The organism is Bifidobacterium asteroides (assembly GCF_030758775.1).
Classification (GTDB): domain Bacteria; phylum Actinomycetota; class Actinomycetes; order Actinomycetales; family Bifidobacteriaceae; genus Bombiscardovia; species Bombiscardovia kimbladii.
Genome location: NZ_CP132384.1, coordinates 414,982 through 434,024 on the forward strand (window position 1 = coordinate 414,982; position 19,043 = coordinate 434,024).

Here is a 19,043-nt window from a genome sequence, read left to right on the forward strand (position 1 = left end):
CTAGGGGGTGCCTATGGCTACGGATGAAGGACGTCCAGGTAAGCGGATCACCCTACGCGAGGTGGCCAGCAAGGCGGGTGTTTCGCTGAAGACCGCATCCAATGTGATCAACGGCAATGGCCGTATGTCCAAGGCGACCCGTGCGCGTGTGCAGCAGGTGATCGACGAATCGGGATACAAGGTCAATGCCGCGGCCCGTAATTTGCACCGGAACAAAACCGGTATCATTACGCTGGCTGTGCCTTCGTTGACACCTCCCTACCTGTCCGAATTGGCTAATAGGGTCATCGACAGCGCCCGCCTGCGGGACTATGCAGTCTATGTCAGCACATATGCCGAGGGGTCTGCCAAGGGAGCGCATGAGATTCTGGCCTCCTTTAACAGCACTATCAGCGACGGCATAATCCTGTCCATGTCGGAGCTTGAGCGGTTCGCCGTGGAGGATCTGGATGTGCGCTACCCCCTGGTTTGCGTAGGCGCGCGGACTACCCATGGGGTGGCGGATCATGTCATGGTCGATGATGCCGAGGCAGCTCGGATGGCCGCAGAGTATCTATTTGATCGGTCGGTGCGTTCACTGGCGGTCATCGGTCTGCATGCGCCGCTTGACCAGAATCAATTGGAGGCTGCAATCGAAGGCAATGCCGAGTTAAGGATGAAAGGCGTGCTTAAGGCGGTTCACGCAAGAGGACTGCAACTGGATGACCGGCTTCTGGGTGTAACCGGTTATGACTGGACCTTGGGCAGCGGGTACCTGACCATGCAACGGATATTAGAGGCGGGCGTGCCCTTCGATGGGGTGGTCGCTCTCAATGATCAGCTGGCTATCGGTGCATTGTCAGCACTGACTGCTTACGGCAGAGCCGTACCTGACCAGGTCCAGATCATCGGGTTTGACAACATCGAGGAGTCAGCTTATCTGCAGACTCCGCTTACTACCATGGATTCCTGTTTGGGGTGGATCTCACGAACCTGCGTCGACCGCGTCCTGGGACGTATCGGAGGCAGAGCTACGGCACCCCAGGATCTTGTCGTCGGATCACAAGTCATAGCCCGCAAAACCACCCGGTGATCAGTCCTGGGCCTTGGAGTCGGCGGTGGAGGCGGTGATGGCAGGAGCGTCAGTGTGGATGATGTGCATGTGGCGCAGGAGCATGCGGGTCATCTGACGGCCGGAGCCGGCGCCGTTTCCACGAACGCCGAAGTAGACCAGCAGAACCATGCCCAGGCAGATCAGTGCCGAGATGCGCAGGGCCCACTGCACGCCGAAGATGTTGGCTGCGATCTGGGTGGAGTGACCACCGCCCATGGCGTTGTGGCGCAGGGTGGTGATGGTCTCCATGAGGATGACCAGGATGGGTGCGCCGACAGCGCCGGCGATCTGCCGGGCCGTGTTGGTGACGGCCGAACCAGCTGAAACGTCCTTGGGAGCCAGGTTGTTCAGGGACCAGGTGGTCAAGGGCATCAGGGTGAAGCCCATGCCGATCTGGCGGATGAACTGGCAGATGGAGACCAGGCCGATCCAGGTATCGGCGCCGATCAGGCTCATGGCGATGGTGCCCAGCAGCAGGACCGAGCAGCCCGTCATGGCCACGGGACGTGCGCCCCAGCGGTCCAGCAACCGGCCGCCGAAGAACTGGGCGATGGCGGTGCCGATAGCTCCAGGCAGCATGACCAGACCGCTCATGGTGGCCGAGAAGCCGCGGTCAGTCTGGATGTACATGGGCAGGATGACGGTGACCGAGCTGAAGGCGAAGAAGGACATGGAGGCGATGATGGTGCCCACAGTGAAGTTCTTGATCCGCAGCACATGCAGGTCCAGCAGGGGCTTGTCGTGATGGAGCTGGCGCAGAACGAACCAGACGATCCCGATCAGGCCGACCAGCATGAAGGGCCAGGTCATGAAGGAGGTGATGGGGAAGTTCTCGATGTTGGTGAAGCCGAACATGAGGCCGCCGAATCCGAAGATGGACAGGGCCACCGAGAAGAAGTCCGCCTTGACGCTGGTGTCGCGCTGGCCGAAGTTGCGCAGGCCGAAGATGGACAGGAGCAGCGCCACGGCCCCGCAGATGCTCAGTGTCAGGAAGATGGAGCGCCAGCCGTTGGCATCGGTCTGCCATCCGCCCAGGGTAGGGCCGATGGCCGGGGCCACGCTCATTGCCAGGCCTACAGTGCCCATGGCCATGCCGCGCTTGGCCAACGGATAGATGGAGAAGACGGTGATCTGCAGGACGGGCCACATGGTTCCCGTGCCTACAGCCTCCAGGATGCGGCCCAGCAGGACCAGAGCGAAGGTCTGCGACTGCCAGCTCAACAGGGATCCCAGGGTGAAGACGGCCATGGAGGTGATGACGATCTGCCTGGTGGAGAAGCGTTTGGTCAGAAAACCGGTCAACGGCACCATGACGCCCATGACCAGCTGGAATACCGAGGTCAGCCACTGGCCGGTGGTCAGGGTGATATGGAACTCGTCCACAATGGTGGGCAGGGCGGAGGCCAGCTGCAGCTGGGTGAAGTTGCCCAGGAAGGTGATGACGGTGAGGATGGCCAGCGACAGGAAGGCCTCATGGGTGAGCTTTCCGTTGACGAAGGCTCCATCCTTGCTGAGGGTCCGCCCTCGCTTGGCGAGCTCCTGCTTCCTCATGCAACCACCACTTCCTTTGGGTTCGGTTTTCACTGCGCATACCGCTCCCTGCGGTGCCGTCCTAGAAAGCAAATCAGGGCATACCGATACCGGTGACACTAAGAAAAGAACAAGAGAGCTAAGCGTCTGACAATGACCTTATAATATACCCAGTTGTGGATTGTGATGGGGTTTTTCCACATGGCTGACGCGGATGTGGCGACCTTGTCCGGCAGTCAGCGTTTCCAGTATGCTGTGTGAGGCGAGCTTCGGTAATGTGAATACGTGAGGATCCAACACGGACTGATGAGGACGGACGTTTGAAATGCAACGGCGGTCAAGGTAGGTAGCATGCACGTACATGGTCGTGGTCGTGGTAGATTCCCGGCCCTCCTCATGTCCCTGGCAATGATGATTCCCCTGGCGGCCTGCGGTGACAATGTCCCTGCCGCAAGCAGCGGAACAGGCAATACTGCAGATCAAGCACTCTTCCAGGGCGAATTCGCCGGATCTGGCGCATCCTCACAGCAGAGCGCCGACGAGGCCTGGATAGCCGGTTTCCGCAAGCAGCATCCTGGGGCGCGCATCTCCTATGATCCGGCAGGTTCAGGTGCTGGAGTCACGGCTTTCCTGTCAGGCTCGACCATCTGGGCCGGTTCCGATGCACCGCTGACAACAGAGCAGCTTGAGCGCTCGCGTCAGGTCTGCGGTTCCGGCACGGCCATTGACCTGCCCGTTTACGCCACTCCGATCGCCGTGGCCTACAATCTTCCTGACCTGTGGCCCAAGGGCTCAGGCGGCCATCTGCGGATGGACCCGGCTCTGATCGCCATGATCTTCTCCGGAAAGGTCACCAACTGGCGGGATCCACGCATCGCAGCCCTCAATCCGCGAGCCAATCTGCCTGACTTGGACATCACCGTGATCCATCGTTCGGACAAGTCCGGCACTACGAAAAGCTTCCTGTCCTATCTGCACGACACAGCCGGGTCTGCCTGGCCTTATCCAGCGGGCGAGAATTGGCCCAACGACCTGGGGCAGGGCGCCAAGGGCACTGCCGGAGTGGTCATGACCATGAACCAGGCAGAGGGCACCTTCGGCTATGCGGACGCAGCCCAGACCACCGGGCTGGGCACTGTGGCCGTCCAGGTGGGGAAGACCTGGCAGCCGCCTACAGCAAAGACCACAGCCAACTTGCTTGATCTGGCCCAGCGGGATCCCCAGGCCAGCCAGCCCGGACGGGTGGTCCTGGCTGTGGACCATCGCACCAGCCGGGAGCATACCTATCCCATCGTCCTGGTCTCTTACGATGTGGTTTGCACCGCCTACCGACATGATCCGGACGGATCCAAGGCTCGGTTCGCCAAGGCTTGGCTGACCTATCTGCTGAGCGAGCAGGGTCAGCGCATGGCAGCGGCCAATGCGGGCAGCGCCGAGCTGGGGCAGGGGCTGCGCAGTCAGGCCATGGCCTCGGTGGAGACCATCGGAGGGAAGGCATGAGCGAGAAACCGGACGAGACCGCAACCCTGCACCAGGCCAGACGGGTGGACCGGATCTTCAAGGCCTGCGCCACAGGGGCGGGAATTCTGATCCTGCTGGCCCTGGCTGCGGTCACCCTCTTTCTGATTCTGCGGGCCTTTCCGGCCTTCACCGGGGACCCGGATTCCCGCACCCAGGCCATCCTCTCCCTGAGCGGGGGGCGGGCGAGCAGTTTCCTGGGCTATGTGGGCCCCCTGGTTTTTGGCACCATTCTGATTGCCGGCCTGGCCCTGCTCTTGGCCTTTCCTGTCTCCCTGGGCATCGCCCTCTTCATCGGCTACTACGCTCCCGCCCGCCTGTCCACGTTGCTTAGCACGGTAATCGACCTGCTGGCCGCCGTGCCTTCGGTGATCTACGGGCTCTGGGGGGCTCTGGTCCTGGTTCCCAACATCACCGGCTTCTGGCGCTGGCTGTCCGTTCATTTGGGATGGATTCCGCTGTTTTCCGGACCCGTTGCAGCTCCGGCCAGGTCCGTGGCCACCGTAGCCCTGGTGTTGGCGGTCATGATTCTGCCCATCATCACCTCGGTCACCCGCGACATCCTGATCCAGGCCCCTCGACTCCAGCAGGAGGCCGCCTTGGCTCTGGGCGCCACCAAGTGGGAGATGATCCGGCTCGCGGTCCTGCCCTTCGGTCGCTCGGGGATCATTTCTGCTTCTATGCTGGGGCTGGGCCGCGCCCTGGGCGAGACCATGGCGGTGCTGATGATCCTCTCGCCGGGCCTCAGCTACTCCCTTCGGCTGCTGCAGGCTTCGAAAAGCCAGACCATCGCCGCCAACATAGCCGCCCAGTTCCCGGAGGCGGACTCCCAGGGCGTGGCCCTCCTGGTGGCCACCGGTCTGGTCCTCTTCATCATCACCTTCATCGTCAACTATCTGGCGCGCAGGATCACAGCAAAGGCGGGTGCATGATGGCAAGCCGAACTGATCGCGGTCCAGTTATCGATTTTGACCGCTTCAGGCCAACCAGGTCCTCCATCCGGGCGCGCAAGCGCAAGGATCGGCTGATGACCGTCCTGATCGGGCTCTCCTTCCTGGTGGCCCTGATTCCGCTGGTTTCGGTGCTCTGGGTCAGCCTGTCCAAGGGGATGCGACGGCTGACACCGGACTTTCTTACCCATAACATGAGCGGTGTGGTAGGGGGCAACCCCACGCCGACCGGAGGCTATGGCGGCATCCTGCACGCGGTAATCGGGACCCTGGAGATCACCTTTGGCTCCATGGTCATATCCATTCCAGTGGGCGTCATGTGCGCGGTCTACCTGGTCGAGTACGCCCACGGAGGTCGCCTGGCCAAGGCCATCAGTCTCATGGTGGACGTGATGAGCGGAATCCCCTCCATAGTGGCCGGCCTCTTTGCCTTCTCCATGTTCGCCATGGTGGTCGGACCAGGTACCGTCAACGGACTTGCCGGCTCGGTGGCCCTCTCGCTGCTTATGCTGCCCACGGTGGTCAAGACCTCTGAGGATATGCTGGCTGTGGTGCCCAACGACCTGCGCGAGGCCGCTTATGCCCTGGGGGTGACCAAGCAGCGTACCATCACCAGCATTGTTCTGCGCACGGCCCTGCCCGGCATCGTCTCGGGCACCATCCTGGCTGTGGCACGGGTCATCGGTGAGACGGCGCCCTTGCTGATAGCTTCGGGCTTCATCGCCACCACCAACCCCAACCTCTTCTCCGGGAGGATGACCACCCTGCCGGTCTTCGTATACAACGAGTATTCCCAGGGGCTGGCCGTCTGCGGGCCAGGTGCCGACCCGGGATGCCTGACCGACATCCACATGCAGCGGGCTTGGGCTGCGGCCCTGGTGCTGATCCTTATCGTCCTGCTGCTCAACCTGCTGGGGCGGCTGGTCTCGCGCATCTTTGCTGTTGGGCGGACCCGTTGAGCGCCGCCATGAGAGAAACGGAGGCCGGAATATGGGCCAACGCATAGACATCAGCCATCTCAACGTCTACTACGGCGACTTCCTGGCCGTTGAGGACGTGAACATGCGCATCCAGGCCAACAAGGTCACCGCCTTCATCGGTCCCTCCGGCTGCGGCAAGTCCACGGTTCTGCGCACCCTGGACCGCATGCACGAGATCACTCCGGGGGCGCATGTAAGCGGGCAGGTGCTGCTGGAGGGTCGCGACCTCTATGGACCGGATGTGGACCCGGTCGAGGTGCGGCGGGATGTGGGCATGGTCTTCCAGAGGGCCAACCCCTTCCCGACCATGTCCATCCGGGAGAACGTCCTGGCTGGTATCCGGCTCAACAAGAAGCACATCGCCAAGTCGGACGCCGACGACCTGGTGGAGTGGGCCCTGCGCGGGGCCAACCTTTGGAATGAGGTCAAGGATCGTCTGGACAAGCCGGGCATCGGGCTCTCGGGCGGTCAGCAGCAACGGCTCTGCATCGCCCGTGCCGTGGCCGTGCACCCCCAGGTCCTGCTCATGGACGAACCCTGCTCGGCCCTGGACCCCATCTCCACCCTGGCTGTGGAGGATCTGATCAACGAGCTCAAGCGGGACTACACCATTGTCATCGTCACCCATAACATGCAGCAGGCCGCCAGGGTCTCGGACTATACAGCCTTCTTCAATCTCAAGGCCGTGGGTCAGCCCGGCCATCTGGTGGAGATGGACGACACCACCACCATCTTCTCCAACCCGCACGAGCCGGACACCGAGCGCTACATCTCCGGTCGCTTCGGCTGAGACAGAACCGGTCTGCGCCTCCGCCCGTCAGGTATCATGGTTCCGGCATCCACGGAAGGAGCGAGGGCATGGGAGTACTGCTGGAACCGGCCACCCTCTTGGGCATCATCCTGGTGGGCTACCTGTTCAAGCGTTTTGGGCTCTTTCGCCCGCTGGACTACCGGGTGCTGCAGACCGTGGTGTTCGACCTGGTCCTGCCCGGGGCCATCATCTACTCCTTCGCTACCAACCCTCACGATCCCAGCCTGCTTCTGGTCTCGGCCTTCGCCTTCGTGGCCGCGCTGATTCCGCCCTTGGCCATCTTCCTGACCAGCAGGCATCGGTCTACGGCTCAGCGGGCTTTTCTTATGCTCAACGGATCGGGTTTCAACATCGGGTGCTTCTGCTTTCCCATGCTTCAGTCGCTGCTTGGCACGGCGGCTCTGGTGCCCGCCGCCATGTTCGACATCGGCAACTCGGTCATGGTATCTGCGGGGACCAACGTCATGACCCAAGGGCTTCTGCATATTCGACCCGGCCAGTCCCTGGATCCCGATGCGGGGGAGCCGGTCAAGCTGGATGATCCGGATGCTCGCAAACTCCATCGCAAGGCCGCGGCCATCTCCATATTCAAAGGCTTCTTGAGCTCGCCCTCCTTCGACACTTACATGGTTATGGTGGGCTTTACGCTCGCCGGAATCTCCCTGCCAGACTGGTCGGCCCAGATCACCCGCCCATTATCGACGGCCAACGCCTTCTGCTCTATGCTTATGGTGGGCATGCTCATGGACTTGCCTGGTGGACGGGATGATGTCAAGTCCGTATTGCAGATCCTGGCCTGGCGACTGCCCTTCGGCATCCTGTTCGCAACGGCCGCATGGTATTTGCTGCCCTTCGAACCCTTGATTCGTCAGGCGGTGGCCCTGTGCTGCCTGGCTCCGACGGCGGTTTTCGCCACCATGTTCACCGACAAGGTCTTGGGCAACGCCCGTCTGGCCGGATTCACCCTGGCCCTGACTGCGGTGATCGGCGCGGTGCTTATGGTTTTGGCGCATCTGCTGATGGGCGCCATCTAAGGATTCAGTCCTTCTTCTTGTCCTTCTTGTCGTCTGTGCCCTGGCCGCGGCGCTCCTGCTCCTGGCGCAGGGTGCGGCCCTCACGGGTGCGCTGCTTGTTGACCGTGGCTGCTGCAATCCGCTCGGCAGCACGTTCATCCTGTCCACGATCGACTTCGCTGTCATGCACGTGCTGATACTGCTTCTGATCGTCCGGATCCCAATGATTGTTCCTGGCCATATGCCCCTCCTAGAAAGCGCCGTGCCCTTCAACGCATCCCCAGGTAAGGAAGGCTTCAGGGCCCTGCCGGTATGCCGATTATAGGTGGGCGGACAGCTCTGCGGCGGTATTGGAACCCGGGCTATACGCCAAAATGCGTGCGTTTTTCATCCTCTAAGCCCTTATCGGGGTAGGGCTAGAAGCGTCCAGTAGATGCCTGTTCTCCTTAGAAAGCATGAAGACACCGAATTGCCTGGCCTGGGCTACCAGCACAGGTCGCACCCAGTGGCGGTGCTAGCGGTGCGAGGCCCCGATTCCCACGACTAAAAATCTGCTCGAATCATGAACTAACAACTGCGCGCCTTGCCTAGGAACCACAATGGGCTGGGCCCGGAACACGAAATCAGAGCCATCTGCCAGCGGGGTCATCAACACGCCGCCGACCCCCAGAGAGATGCCCGGCCGGCCACCCACATTTGCAGTGACCAGAATTTCGAACGGTTGAACGACCTCGCTTGGCAACACAGCCAACAAGATCTGCACCAAGCCACCGCTATCGACTGGAACGAACTGCACACCCCCGTCAGATACCTCAGCAGCACCGACTAACCTGCGAATATTTTGGCATATGACCCAAAAAATACGACGCCCCCACATCTCGCGATGTGAGGGCGAAGAACTTATTGCTCTTATATAATATCATGGCCTTATGCAGACTGCAACTCACTCGATTATGGATCTGGCGATATCAGAGAAGCGCTTGGAACCCTATAAGAAAGAGGCCCGGAAACACCCGGGAGTGGAAGCCGCTGACTTATACCGTTGGAATACCTTATTCTCCGGAGTGGCAGTCACGCAGATCTCCTTTGTCGAGATGAGTGTGCGCAATGCGATGGACAAGGAGCTGATACTTTGGGCTCGTGCTAATGGATATGACGACTGGCTTGGGAAAACGCCGCAGCCCGAATGGTTCGAAGGTCATGAGACTGCCCCTCTGAGCCAGGCGCCACCTCTTATTGAGGAACTACTGGGCGCAGACCAAATAGGGAAGCTGTGGTACTCATGCCGCAGGGTATACCGGATATGGGAAAAGAATTCTAATCACCACAAGCATGGCCAATACCCGAACAGGCATGATGCATTCTCGCATTTGATGTTCGGAGGTTGGCAACGGTTACTTGGACCTACGGATTTCAAGAGCAAAGACCCAACAGTCCTCAAGAGGGCGGCGGCTGCACGGCAGCTCTGGAAAGAGGCTTTGTATAAGGCCTTTCCGGAGATGACCCATAGCAAGGTCAATGATCAGCAACGGGTGAAACTCCTGCTTGATATCGATAGGATTCGTCGCCTGCGCAACAGAGTCTCCCATGGCGAGAACGTCCTAAGTATTCAAACGGACCTGTACCTGGATAAGATGCTCGCAGTCCTGTCGGCCATCGACCTCTACATTAGTGACTGGGTCATGGACCAAACAGGCCGCACTTATCGGACAGTGGCCAAACTCAAATATTACCCGGAGCTGCTGCAGTCCTACCAGCAAAACGATCCGCTCCCCTCTAGTCAGGAAATCGTGGCCTACAAGCTGACCTCCAGTGGTTCCTACAGCGGGGAAGAGATCATTGAAGCCCAACTGAAGAACTCACAGAGTCATGGAGGACGCACCTTTATGACCGTCGGGAAACCACCGCTAGAAAAGAACAGATCCCGCCTCAGGGAAATCCTCCTGGTTGATGCTGGAGGCAAGAAAGCGGCCGTAGGTGAAATCGTCGCCTACGGCTATGGGAACGACGTAAAGCGGCCGAAAGGATACGATCCTCCGGCATACAGGAAGCGGTATCAAAAGAGAAAGGCTTGGTTCGCTGTGAGGAATCTATACGAAGTCGACTGCCAAGGCGGACGGGTCATCGGTTACCAAACCAAAGACGGCCAGAAGGTGCCCGGCTGTTTCACAGGGCAGGTAACAATGAGATATGTCTGCCACGACTAAGAGTCCTAACACTCCTATTCCCAAATCAGACTAACCTCATAGCCTCATATGTTTCCTGCATGGCTTAATGGAACTATAAGAACGCTGCAGGCGCTTTCCCAGAAGGCTCCATAAGTCATCACCCCTTATCTCAGGTTTTTAGCCAACACTAGGATTTCGGTCTTCCAGACCAAACACAACGAAGCCCCCATGCTTCCTCATCCACGGCAACCCCTATTAATTTCCAGTCTCAGATCATGCAAGCTGCTGATAGGTACCGAGATTCCGTTCAGAACGTGAATGAATCCGTAGACTTCAACACCACGGGATTCAACTGGAGCAAAGTGCTGTGAATTGTAGGGTCATACCTTGAAGCATGGCGATAAGGCGCACTCTGCTTAGGTGGTGGCCTTTCGCATATTGCACGATTAGTCCGGGCCATACTGGGTATGACTTGTGGTCATATATTAAAGGAGTCTGTGAACCACAGATCAGGATACGAGTTAGAACTTCCTGGTTTCGTTGGAAGGATCCGAAGCCGATTTAGATCAAATCATGTACCCGGCAACACGGTTCTTCATCAGCAGCATCATTTCACGAGCCAAGCTGCAACAGTCTGGACAGGCATCGCACAAACTCTGTATTTCATGGAAACAAGGTTGCGCACCATTGAAAACAGAGATGAAAGCTAGAACACTTCTGTCGTGGAAGCTTTTGACATCCCTAGTAGCTTTCTGATTTCATTAGCACAACACCTAGGCACCGCCAGTGACTGGACCGAGTCCCACATATCAGTCAAATACTCTGAAATCGCAGACTAACAGGCACAAATCTTGGCGTATAACTCTAGAGCTCAATAGGGTGGGGGACTTGTAACAGAAAAAGCCGAGAGCTCGTGATATTCTTTCCTTGTCTCATCGCCAAATAAGACAATAAGGAATCGAATATGCATAAGCTATTTCGGCTTTCGGATAATAATACCACAGTCTCTACAGAAGTGGTAGCAGGCATCACCACCTTCTTCGCTATGGCCTACATCATCGTGGTGAATCCCTCGGTGCTCTCTACAGCGGGCATGCCTTGGGGGGCCGTCTTTCTCGCCACTCTGATCGCTGCCATCATCGGCACCCTGATCATGGGGCTGGTGGCCAATGTGCCCTACGGCGTGGCGCCAGGAGTCGGGTTGGATGCCTTCTTCACCTTCACCGTGGTCAAGGGGCTGGGCTTCACCTGGCAGCAGACCATGTGCATGGTCTTCCTGTGCGGCCTGATCAACATCCTGGTCACCGCCACCAAGCTGCGCAAGATGATCATCCAGGCCATTCCGCCCCTGCTTCAGCACGCCATCGGCGGCGGCATCGGCGTCTTCATCGCCTATGTGGGTCTGCTCAATGTGGGCATCATCAAGTTCACCCCTGACAAGACCTCAGCGGCCGGCGCCAACCCTGGACTGACCACCTTCAACACCCCGGGGGTCATCCTCTTCGTCATCGGCTTGCTGCTGACCGTCTTCCTGCTGATCTTCAAGTTCAAGGGTCACCTGGCCTTCATCAACAAGGGCGCCTTTGTCATCGCCATCATCGTGGTCACGCTCCTGGGCATTCCCATGGGGGTCACCAGCATGGCCAAGTCGGTCGATCTGGGTCAGGCCTGGTCACAGTTGCCGCAGACCTTCCTGGCCATTTTCAGCCAGGATGGATTCCCCGCGCTCTTCTCCGACCCGGCCAAGCTGCCAGTGGTTCTGGTGACCATCTTCGCCTTCTCCCTGTCGGACACCTTCGACACCATCGGCACCTTTGTGGGCACCGGCCGGCGCTCAGGCATCTTCTCAGCCGAGGACGAGCAGGCTCTGGAAAACGGCCGAGGCTTCAGCTCCAAGATGGATAAGGCCCTGTTCGCCGATGCTACGGCAACCTCCATCGGCGCTCTCTTCGGCACCTCCAACACCACCACCTACGTGGAGTCCGCAGCGGGCATCGCAGCTGGTGGCCGGACCGGACTGACCTCAGTGGTCATCGCTGCCTGCTTCGCGCTCAGCGCCGTCTTCGCTCCCTTGATCTCCGCGGTGCCTTCGGCGGCCACCGCACCCGTCCTGGTCATTGTGGGCTGCATGATGATGAGCTCCTTCGCCGAGATTGAGTGGGGCGAGCTGTCTGAGGCCATTCCGGCCTTCTTCACGGCCATCTTCATGGGCTTTGCCTACTCCATCTCCTATGGTGTGGCCGCCGGCTTCATCACCTACTGCCTGACCATGGTCTGCAAGCGCAAGGGCAAGGAGGTCCACCCCATCATCTGGACGGTCTCGGCTCTCTTCATCCTGGACTTTGTGCTTCAGGCTGTGCTCTGAGCCAGTTTTAGAATTACGAGCTCTCCATAAGCAGCATTCTTCAGAACCATTGTTCAGCAGTGCGGTTCGTCGTCATGCTGTTGTCAGGTTGACCTGACTGTTTGAGGGTGCGCAGAGAGCAAATCAGGCACAGAGACCGCAGCAGGGCCCCGACACCTTTTAGTGGCGGGGCCCTGCTCGTTCGTGCATGTCAGTGCTTGTGCCGAGCGGCTGCTTTTCCGCCTTGTGCGCTTTGTGCTTCAAGGCGTTGCCGGTTGGCGGCCAGGCCAGCGACTGCGGCCAGCAAGCCGGTTAGGATGGTCACTAGGATGCCTGCCTCTCCGGTCAGGGGGAGGATGCCATAGTGGATGAAACGGAAGGCATTGGTCTCATCGTTGGGTTGTGGAGCCCCATTGAGCGTCCAAGCGATGCTGACAGTCGTGTCGCCGGCCTGGTGGTTCGGCGTCAGCACAGTCCAGGCGCCGTCCTTCTGCCCCGTGGAGCTTAGGCTGGTTCCTGAGGTGCCTCCGAATTGTACTGCGGACGGGGTGCCGAGTCTGAAGGGGAAGAGCACGTTGACAGGAGAATAAGTTGTTTGTGTCGCGTTGTTTCCCAGCCTTCCTTGGCTGTTGTTTCCCCACCCCAATGTGCTGCCGTTGGAGGCGATGGCCAGGGTGTGGCCAGTGCCGGCGCTGACCTTGACGAAGTGGTCAATGCCTGATGGATTGCTCATCCTGGTTGGTTTGTTTAGGCTGCCTGTGCCTCCAGTCCCCAACATGCCTGTTGAGTTTTGACCCCAGCCCCAGATGCTTCCATTCTGGTCCAGAGCCAGCGAATTGCCGCTAACTCTGCTGCCTGTCAACTGCGTGAACGTGCTGACGTTTGCAGGCATGGCTACCAGAGATGGGGCAGTCCTTGTGGTGGTGTCGCCCAGGCCGAGCTCTCCATTGCTGTTCCCGCCCCAGGTCCATAGACGTCCCAGATCATCAAGGGCGGAGGAGTGGCCGTTGCCGGCAATGATCTGAACAGGCTTGAAGCCGCCTGTCGGGTTGGTGCCCGGCTTGGCCTGGACAGGTGTGAAGGTGTAGCTATTAAGCGCCACATCGCTCGTATTGCCCAGGTCACCGTTCTGGTTTGATCCCCAGCCCCAGGCACGGCCCTGGGTGTCGGTCGCCAAAGAATGTGAGCCGCCCGCACTGACCTGTGCATAGCGGAATCCCGTCGTCTCACCTTGCGGGGTTGCGACCTGGACGGGTCTGGTGGTGATTCCTGTCATCGCCACAGTGCCAGAGGAAACACCCAGTTTGCCGAATTCATTGGATCCCCAGCCCCAGGCTCTGCCCTGCCCGTCTACGGCGAGGACATGAGTGATTCCTGCACTGATGCCGGTGAGGCTGAAGCTTGTTGCCGTCATCCCGCTTGGGGCTTGCACGCGAATCGGGCTTGAACTGTATGCAGATGAGCCATTGGTAGCAATGGTATTGTTGCCCAGCTGTCCGGAGCTGTTAAGACCCCATGCCCAGACGTGGCCCTGGTCATCCAAGGCCAATGAGAAGGCTTTTCCTGCACTGACCTGTTTGAATCGGTTCACGCCTGTCGGCTTGGGAATCTGAACCGGGGTCAAGCGGTCCGTTGTGGTCCCATCGCCAAGCTGTCCGTATTTATTGGCACCCCAGGAATAGACGTTCCCATCCGATCCGAGAGCCAATGAATGATCATCGCTGGCACTGACCTGGCTGAACCTAATGCCTCGCGCTGCAGGTGGAACCAGGGTCACCTTGGTCTGACCACTGTCGGGACCCTGCTTGGGAGAGGTGTTCCATTGCCCGCTGCCTGCCGTCCAGTGGGCTGTCAGTTTCGTGGAACCCTTGACGGGGGAAGAAAAGTCGTAGGCCGCATCGCCGTTGAACCAGCCATCAAATAGGAAGCCGGGACGGGTCGGGTCTTGATCCGGTCTGGAAGCCATTTGGTCTTCGATGACCGACTGACTGGTGGGCTGGCTGCCGTCGGCCTTGTCGAAAGTGACGACATAGGTAGGCGGGTCATAAATGTAATCCAGGATGTCATCGGGTTGCGGACCATAGAGATTCCAGGTGATGGCCGTATCCACTCGCCCCTTCCTATGAGCTGGTGTCACCACCTGCCAGTTTGTACCTGCTTTTTTGAGATTGCTGCCCAGTGTTTGGTCGAATTTGACAGCAGTAAGCTCCGGTGTAAGCGGGAATGCCGCCAGACCCGGTGTCAGCCTCTTGGCTTTGCTGTTGTCGTAACCTGTGGGAATGGTCGGATCACCTAGTTGGCCCCCGCAGTTCCATCCCCAGGTATACAGGTTTCCGTCTGACCCCAGGGCTAAGGATTGCTCCCAGCCAGCGTAGAGCTGAACCCAGCTGGTTTCCTCCCCGGCCACTGATGGTTTCGGCTTTTGCACAGGCCGGGGTCTGATGACGGTGCTGGTCTCGCCGGTGGGGACGTCCGGAAAGCCCAGCTCGCCGTACCGGTTGACGCCCCAAATATAAAGATTGCCATCTGAACCGATGCCCATGCTGTGGTAGTCCCTGCCCATGACCTGCTTCCAGGTGAATCCTGCAGGTGTCCCAGCTGGGCGAGGTATAAGCGTAGGTACATGCCTGTCTGTGGTGGTGCCGTCTCCCAGGCGCCCGCTGTCATTCCATCCCCAACCGTAAAGATCCCCATTCGTAGTGATGGCGAAACTGTGGTCGGCTCCTACGCTGAATTGCGAGAAGGTGACCCCATTGGGCTGAAGGACTTGGGTGGGCGTCAAACGATCTGTGGTGGTGCCGTCTCCTAGGCGCCCATAACTGTTCCATCCCCAGGCATACAGTTTTCCGTCGGATCCCATGGCCAAGCAGCTGTATCGTCCCGTGGTCGCCCGGGTAAGAGTGATTCCCGCCGGCTTGCTGACGGGGACGGGTTTAGTGCTATATGCAGCTGGATTGTTAGGACCTCTCGGAACGCTGGTATTGCCGAGTTGTCCATATGAGTTCAGTCCCCATGCATAGAGATTGCCGTCTGATCCCAAGGCCACAGTATGGTCCCACCTGGTGTTTGCCTGCTTCCAGGTAAATCCAGGCGCGGCCCCATCCGGCTTTTTCACCGGAGCAGGTCTGTTGCGGTTTTCGGTAGTTCCATCGCCCAGCTGTCCAGAAGCATTGAATCCCCAAGTGTAGAGGTTGCCATCCGAACCCATGGCAAGGGCTGAATGATCACCAGCATCTACCTTCGTGAAAATGAATCCTGCTGGTACATTTGCTGGTTTGGCTACTTTTATTGGGGCTTGGTGATCGATGTTTGTGCCGTCGCCCTGTTGACCGTAAGCATTTTTGCCCCAGGAATAGATGTTGCCGTCCGATCCTAAAGCCAGTGATTGGGTGGATCCTGACGTGATCTGTGAGAATTTGATCCCCCGTGTTGCTGGGGGAGTTACCGTCACGGTGGTGCCCCCTGATATAGCTCCATGTGCAGGTGCCAGGGACCAATGGCCATCGCCTATTGTCCATTTTGCGGTCAGCTTCAGGTTGCTGGTGACGGGCTGGTTGAAGTCATAGGCTACCTGGCCAATGAACCAGCCGTCAAAGAGGTACCCGTGCCTGGTGGGATCGGTCGGCCGTTTCGCCTGTCCTTCCGAAGGGACGGTCTGAGTGTTAGGGGTCGTTGTGTCAGCTTGTGCCGTGTCAAAGGTGACCGAACATTGATTATTTAGGCAGGGGCTTGTCGAGCGGGTGGAGGGAGCAGGGCTTGCTGAGCCTAGTGAAGTGGGGGATGGAAAGGCGGGAGAAGGTGTTGTTTGGATAGGGGAATCCAGCTTTTGAGTTACTGTTGGCGTTGGAGCATTAGGGGGAGCTTGGGTTGAGCTGGGTATATTAGGGGTCACCCCCTCAGCTTCATTTTCCGTGCTTTGCGATGCTGTCGGGGATGCGGTTGCATCCGCCTGCGCCAGGTCAATCCCCGAGAGATTTCCCAATATCAACACTGAGGCGATAATGGCTGCAAGAGAAGCTACGCAGCATGCACGATTCCTATATGACGATTGCATACAGTCCCCTTTGAAAGCAACGGCGCATGCAACGTGGCATCTGCATCCCCAGCTCAATCCCCATGGCCAGCGTGCATGACGTTTCAATCAAAGTCAGCTTATATCATATGGCTCTGGAATACCAAGTCCTCGGTGATGCCTTTCCTTTTGCCTTGACGGTCGGATAGTCGGCAGGAAATTGGGAGTGGTTGTTTTCGTATATACAAAAAGAACTTCCGGCAAACCGAAGAAGCCTGCCGGAAGTTCCTGATTGAGTTTTATGAAAAGAGATTAGTACCAGTTGGATGACTGTGATTGGGCCCACGCGCCACAGGGATTCCCGTAACGGCCCTGGATGTAGCCCAGTCCCCAGACGATCTGGGTGTGGGCATCGGTCTGCCAGTTGGGGCCGGCCGAGGCCATCTTGCTGCCGGGCAATGCCTGGGGAATACCATAGGCACCTGAGGGGTTGGCTGCGTTGGTCCGCCAGCCGGACTCCTTGTTCCACAGCTGCACCAGGCAGGTGAATTGGTCCTCGCCCCAGCCGCGGGAGGTGACCAGATCATGGGCGATGCTCTGGGCTTCGCCTACAGGGGTTGTGGTGGTGGTCGAGCCGGACTGTGCAGGGGTGCCACCGCCGGTGCCCACCAGGATCACCTTGTCCACGGGGACGGTCTTGACGAAGGATGCGAAGATGTTGCTGGTCAGGTGCTTGTTGCCGGCTGCGGTGACCAGGCTGGTGGTCTCCATGACGCCGTTCTGTCCCTCGGTCTTGACCCTGGTGGTGCCTGACGGCAGGGAGTCGGTCTTCTCCTCGATGGTGTTGAAGGGGATGGGCGATTCGTCCGTCTTGACCTGGGCGTTGGCCCGGTCGATGCGGATGACGGTCTTCTCACTGACCCGGCTGGTTAGTGAGGGGGTAATCTGGTCGCCCGGCTGCAGGGTGATGTCTCCGGCCTCCAGGACCGATTTGACATTGGTGAAGCCGTTGCCCAGCACCACCTTGTTCTTTCCGTTGATCTGCACATTCACGTAGGAGGTATCGGAGTTGGCGCCGCCCGCACCATTGCGGATGGCCTGCCTGGTGCTCCCACGGGATACCGTGCCCAGATTCTGGGTAGCGGAGTAGGAAGTTACGCCTGACTTGGCCGAGCTCTCAGTGGATGTATAGAAGTCGCGCGAGACGAAGCCCGCGCCAATAACCATGCCGAGAACGGTGACACCGGCAGCCAATCGCAGCCACTGACGCTTGGTCAGAGCCTTGACCGCACTCATCCGTCCTCTACGGTGGTTCGCCATTACTCTCCTCTGTTGGACCGACAGATCCTCAGTGATCAGTCGACTGGTCAGTTCCTATCGACCGCACGCTTCCGGCAGTGCCGAAAGGGTCACTGGACAAACACAGCTCTACTGTAGTGCAAACCTGCTTTGGAACCAACTCGACCGGCTCAAACCCGCGCCGGGGTTGACACATCGGCCTTGCGTGCCTGGTCGATCAGGTCGTCCAGGTCCGAGGACCTGAGCGCGCCGGCCTGCTTGAAGATGATCTGCCCCTGCTTGGTGATCATCAGTGTAGGCACCGCCTGGATGTCGGCGGCCGCGGCCAGATCCTGATTCTGGTCGATGTCCACCTTGCCGAAGACGATGTCGGTGTTGGCCTGCGAAGCCTTCTCGAAGATGGGGCCGAAGGCCTTGCAGGGTCCGCACCAGGTAGCCCAGAAGTCAATCAGCACCAGGTCGTTGTCCTTGATGGTTTGCTCGAAGTTATCCGAAGTAATAGTCGTGGTGGCCATGATAACGCTCCTTGAAGTAGTTTGACTGACGCGCGGGAAGCTCCCGTGCTTAGCAACCGCTTTCAATCCTCAGCATTCCATCACGGCTGGAGAAAGCGCCCGAATATGCTCTGGGTGGAGATGTCCGGCGGGGTCCTGTGGGCGGTCAAGCCTGGTACGGATAATGGAACCATGCCAGTGCTGAACGACGAGATTCCCGACGATGACGACTTCGATGCCGATCGCGACCGTGGTGCCTTCTCACACATCACCCCGGAGGACTTCAACCGAGGCTTTTCGGGTTCGAATCCCCCTGGATGGCTGGACCGAGACGCCATCGACCGTGCGCGGCGTTGTCTGCCCATGCCCTATGTGGAGGTAGTGCCGGTTCGCGTGGATGAGATGAGCGCCGTCACCCAGGTGGGCACCCTTCTGCGCGTGGATGATCAGGGCAACATCGAGCGCACCCTGATCACCGGGCGGATTCTTTACCACGAGACCATCAGGGAGGCTCTGGCCAGGAACATCGCCAAGGATCTGGGCCAGCTGGCCCTGCCTGTGCTGCCTGCCAGCCCCCAGCCCTTCACCGTGGCTGAGTTCTTTCCCACGCCAGGAGTCTCGGAGTATTACGATCCGCGCCAGCATGCCATTGCTCTGTGCTATCTGGTGCCGGTGGCCGGGGACTGCAAACCCCAGGATGAGACCCTGGATGTGGAGTGGATCGATCCCAAGGGCGACATGCTGGAGTCCTTCATAAGCCAGATGCCCGGTGGGCACGGCAAGGTGCTGATGAGCGCCCTGACATGGGCTGGTGCGCTGTGAACCGTGAAT

The 19,043-nt window shown here is 59.0% G+C and carries 14 protein-coding genes; 9 read left to right on the top strand and 5 right to left on the bottom strand.

The features are described 5' to 3' along the window. Positions 1-13: 13 nt before the first annotated feature. Positions 14-1,072, top strand: a complete 1,059-nt coding sequence (locus RAM15_RS01555) for a LacI family DNA-binding transcriptional regulator (protein ID WP_306221768.1) — start codon at positions 14-16, stop codon at positions 1,070-1,072. Here the strand turns inward: RAM15_RS01555 and RAM15_RS01560 are convergent, their stop codons facing one another. Beyond that, a complete protein-coding gene (locus RAM15_RS01560) occupies positions 1,073-2,644 on the bottom strand; it encodes an MDR family MFS transporter (protein ID WP_306221769.1) in 1,572 nt (523 codons plus the stop codon). It lies immediately after the preceding gene. 330 nt (positions 2,645-2,974) lie between these two features. Here RAM15_RS01560 and RAM15_RS01565 point away from each other — a divergent pair, with 330 nt between their 5' ends. The 5 genes from RAM15_RS01565 (at position 2,975) to RAM15_RS01585 (ending at position 7,916) form a co-directional block, all read left to right on the top strand. Further along, positions 2,975-4,123 carry a phosphate ABC transporter substrate-binding protein PstS gene (locus RAM15_RS01565; protein WP_306221770.1) on the top strand — a complete coding sequence of 383 codons (1,149 nt, stop codon included), beginning with the start codon at positions 2,975-2,977 and terminating at the stop codon, positions 4,121-4,123. Next, complete coding sequence (gene pstC / locus RAM15_RS01570) at positions 4,120-5,073, top strand: phosphate ABC transporter permease subunit PstC (protein ID WP_198201011.1); 954 nt, start codon at positions 4,120-4,122, stop codon at positions 5,071-5,073. The genes RAM15_RS01565 and pstC overlap by 4 nt, the downstream gene beginning before the upstream one ends. Further along, the gene (gene pstA / locus RAM15_RS01575; protein WP_306221771.1) at positions 5,070-6,050 is read left to right on the top strand and encodes a phosphate ABC transporter permease PstA; all 981 of its coding nucleotides are present in this window, start codon (positions 5,070-5,072) and stop codon (positions 6,048-6,050) included. Before pstC ends, pstA begins: the two co-directional genes overlap by 4 nt. Positions 6,051-6,081: 31 nt before the next feature. Continuing rightward, positions 6,082-6,861 (top strand): phosphate ABC transporter ATP-binding protein PstB, encoded by a 780-nt coding sequence (gene pstB, locus RAM15_RS01580; RefSeq protein ID WP_045923987.1) that lies wholly within the window; start codon positions 6,082-6,084, stop codon positions 6,859-6,861. 68 nt (positions 6,862-6,929) lie between these two features. Continuing rightward, entirely contained in the window at positions 6,930-7,916 is a 987-nt protein-coding gene (locus RAM15_RS01585; RefSeq protein ID WP_306221772.1) for an AEC family transporter, read from the top strand. 4 nt (positions 7,917-7,920) lie between these two features. Here RAM15_RS01585 and RAM15_RS01590 read toward each other — a convergent pair whose 3' ends face one another. Further along, positions 7,921-8,136, bottom strand: a complete 216-nt coding sequence (locus tag RAM15_RS01590) for a hypothetical protein (RefSeq protein ID WP_306221773.1) — start codon at positions 8,134-8,136, stop codon at positions 7,921-7,923. Positions 8,137-8,848: 712 nt separating this feature from the next. Here RAM15_RS01590 and RAM15_RS01595 point away from each other — a divergent pair. Continuing rightward, positions 8,849-10,102 carry a hypothetical protein gene (locus RAM15_RS01595; protein WP_306221774.1) on the top strand — a complete coding sequence of 418 codons (1,254 nt, stop codon included), beginning with the start codon at positions 8,849-8,851 and terminating at the stop codon, positions 10,100-10,102. Positions 10,103-11,027: 925 nt separating this feature from the next. Then, entirely contained in the window at positions 11,028-12,428 is a 1,401-nt protein-coding gene (locus tag RAM15_RS01600; RefSeq protein ID WP_306221775.1) for an NCS2 family permease, read from the top strand. A gap of 190 nt (positions 12,429-12,618) precedes the next feature. Here RAM15_RS01600 and RAM15_RS01605 read toward each other — a convergent pair whose 3' ends face one another. From RAM15_RS01605 to trxA, 3 genes are all read right to left on the bottom strand, one after another. Continuing rightward, positions 12,619-16,461: an RCC1 domain-containing protein gene (locus RAM15_RS01605; protein WP_444832400.1), complete on the bottom strand. Its 3,843-nt coding sequence runs from the start codon at positions 16,459-16,461 to the stop codon at positions 12,619-12,621. Between the two features lie 270 nt (positions 16,462-16,731). Further along, on the bottom strand, positions 16,732-17,715 hold the full coding sequence (locus RAM15_RS01610; protein ID WP_306221777.1) for a G5 domain-containing protein: 984 nt from the start codon (positions 17,713-17,715) through the stop codon (positions 16,732-16,734). A 173-nt stretch (positions 17,716-17,888) separates the two neighbouring features. Beyond that, the gene (trxA, locus tag RAM15_RS01615; RefSeq protein WP_121914428.1) at positions 17,889-18,233 is read right to left on the bottom strand and encodes a thioredoxin; all 345 of its coding nucleotides are present in this window, start codon (positions 18,231-18,233) and stop codon (positions 17,889-17,891) included. Positions 18,234-18,404: 171 nt separating this feature from the next. Here trxA and RAM15_RS01620 point away from each other — a divergent pair, with 171 nt between their 5' ends. Further along, positions 18,405-19,034 carry an NUDIX hydrolase family protein gene (locus RAM15_RS01620; protein WP_101431990.1) on the top strand — a complete coding sequence of 210 codons (630 nt, stop codon included), beginning with the start codon at positions 18,405-18,407 and terminating at the stop codon, positions 19,032-19,034. Positions 19,035-19,043 lie beyond the last annotated feature (9 nt).